Annotated in this window: 1 protein-coding gene; it reads left to right on the top strand. The window is 62.9% G+C overall.

Going from position 1 to position 283, the window contains the following annotated elements; all coding sequences use genetic code 11:
• Positions 1 to 283, top strand: a 283-nt coding sequence (locus SB756_RS29440; RefSeq protein WP_410913090.1) for an amino acid permease, incomplete at both ends; no start/stop codon positions are given.

Genomic DNA, 283 nt, shown 5'->3' with positions numbered 1-283 from the left:
ATGTTCATCGTCATCGCTGCCGTGGCATTCAAGGCGGATATCTTCACCCGGGATATCTGGGGCCGCAGCAACCCGAACTTCGGCGGGGTGATGGACCAGGTGCGCAACATGATGCTGGTCACGGTGTTCGTGTTCATCGGTATCGAGGGCGCCAGCGTGTATTCGGCCCGGGCGCAGAAGCGCGCCGATGTCGGGCGGGCCACGGTGATCGGTTTTCTCGGGGTGCTGGCGCTGCTGGTACTGGTCAACGTGCTGTCGTTGGGGATCATGAGCCAGCCGGAGC

The sequence above is a fragment of the Pseudomonas sp. SIMBA_068 genome (assembly GCF_046534705.1).
Lineage (GTDB): Bacteria > Pseudomonadota > Gammaproteobacteria > Pseudomonadales > Pseudomonadaceae > Aquipseudomonas > Aquipseudomonas putida.
The sequence above is the reverse complement of the archived record's forward strand: the minus strand, read 5'-3'. Positions and strand labels throughout refer to the sequence as shown.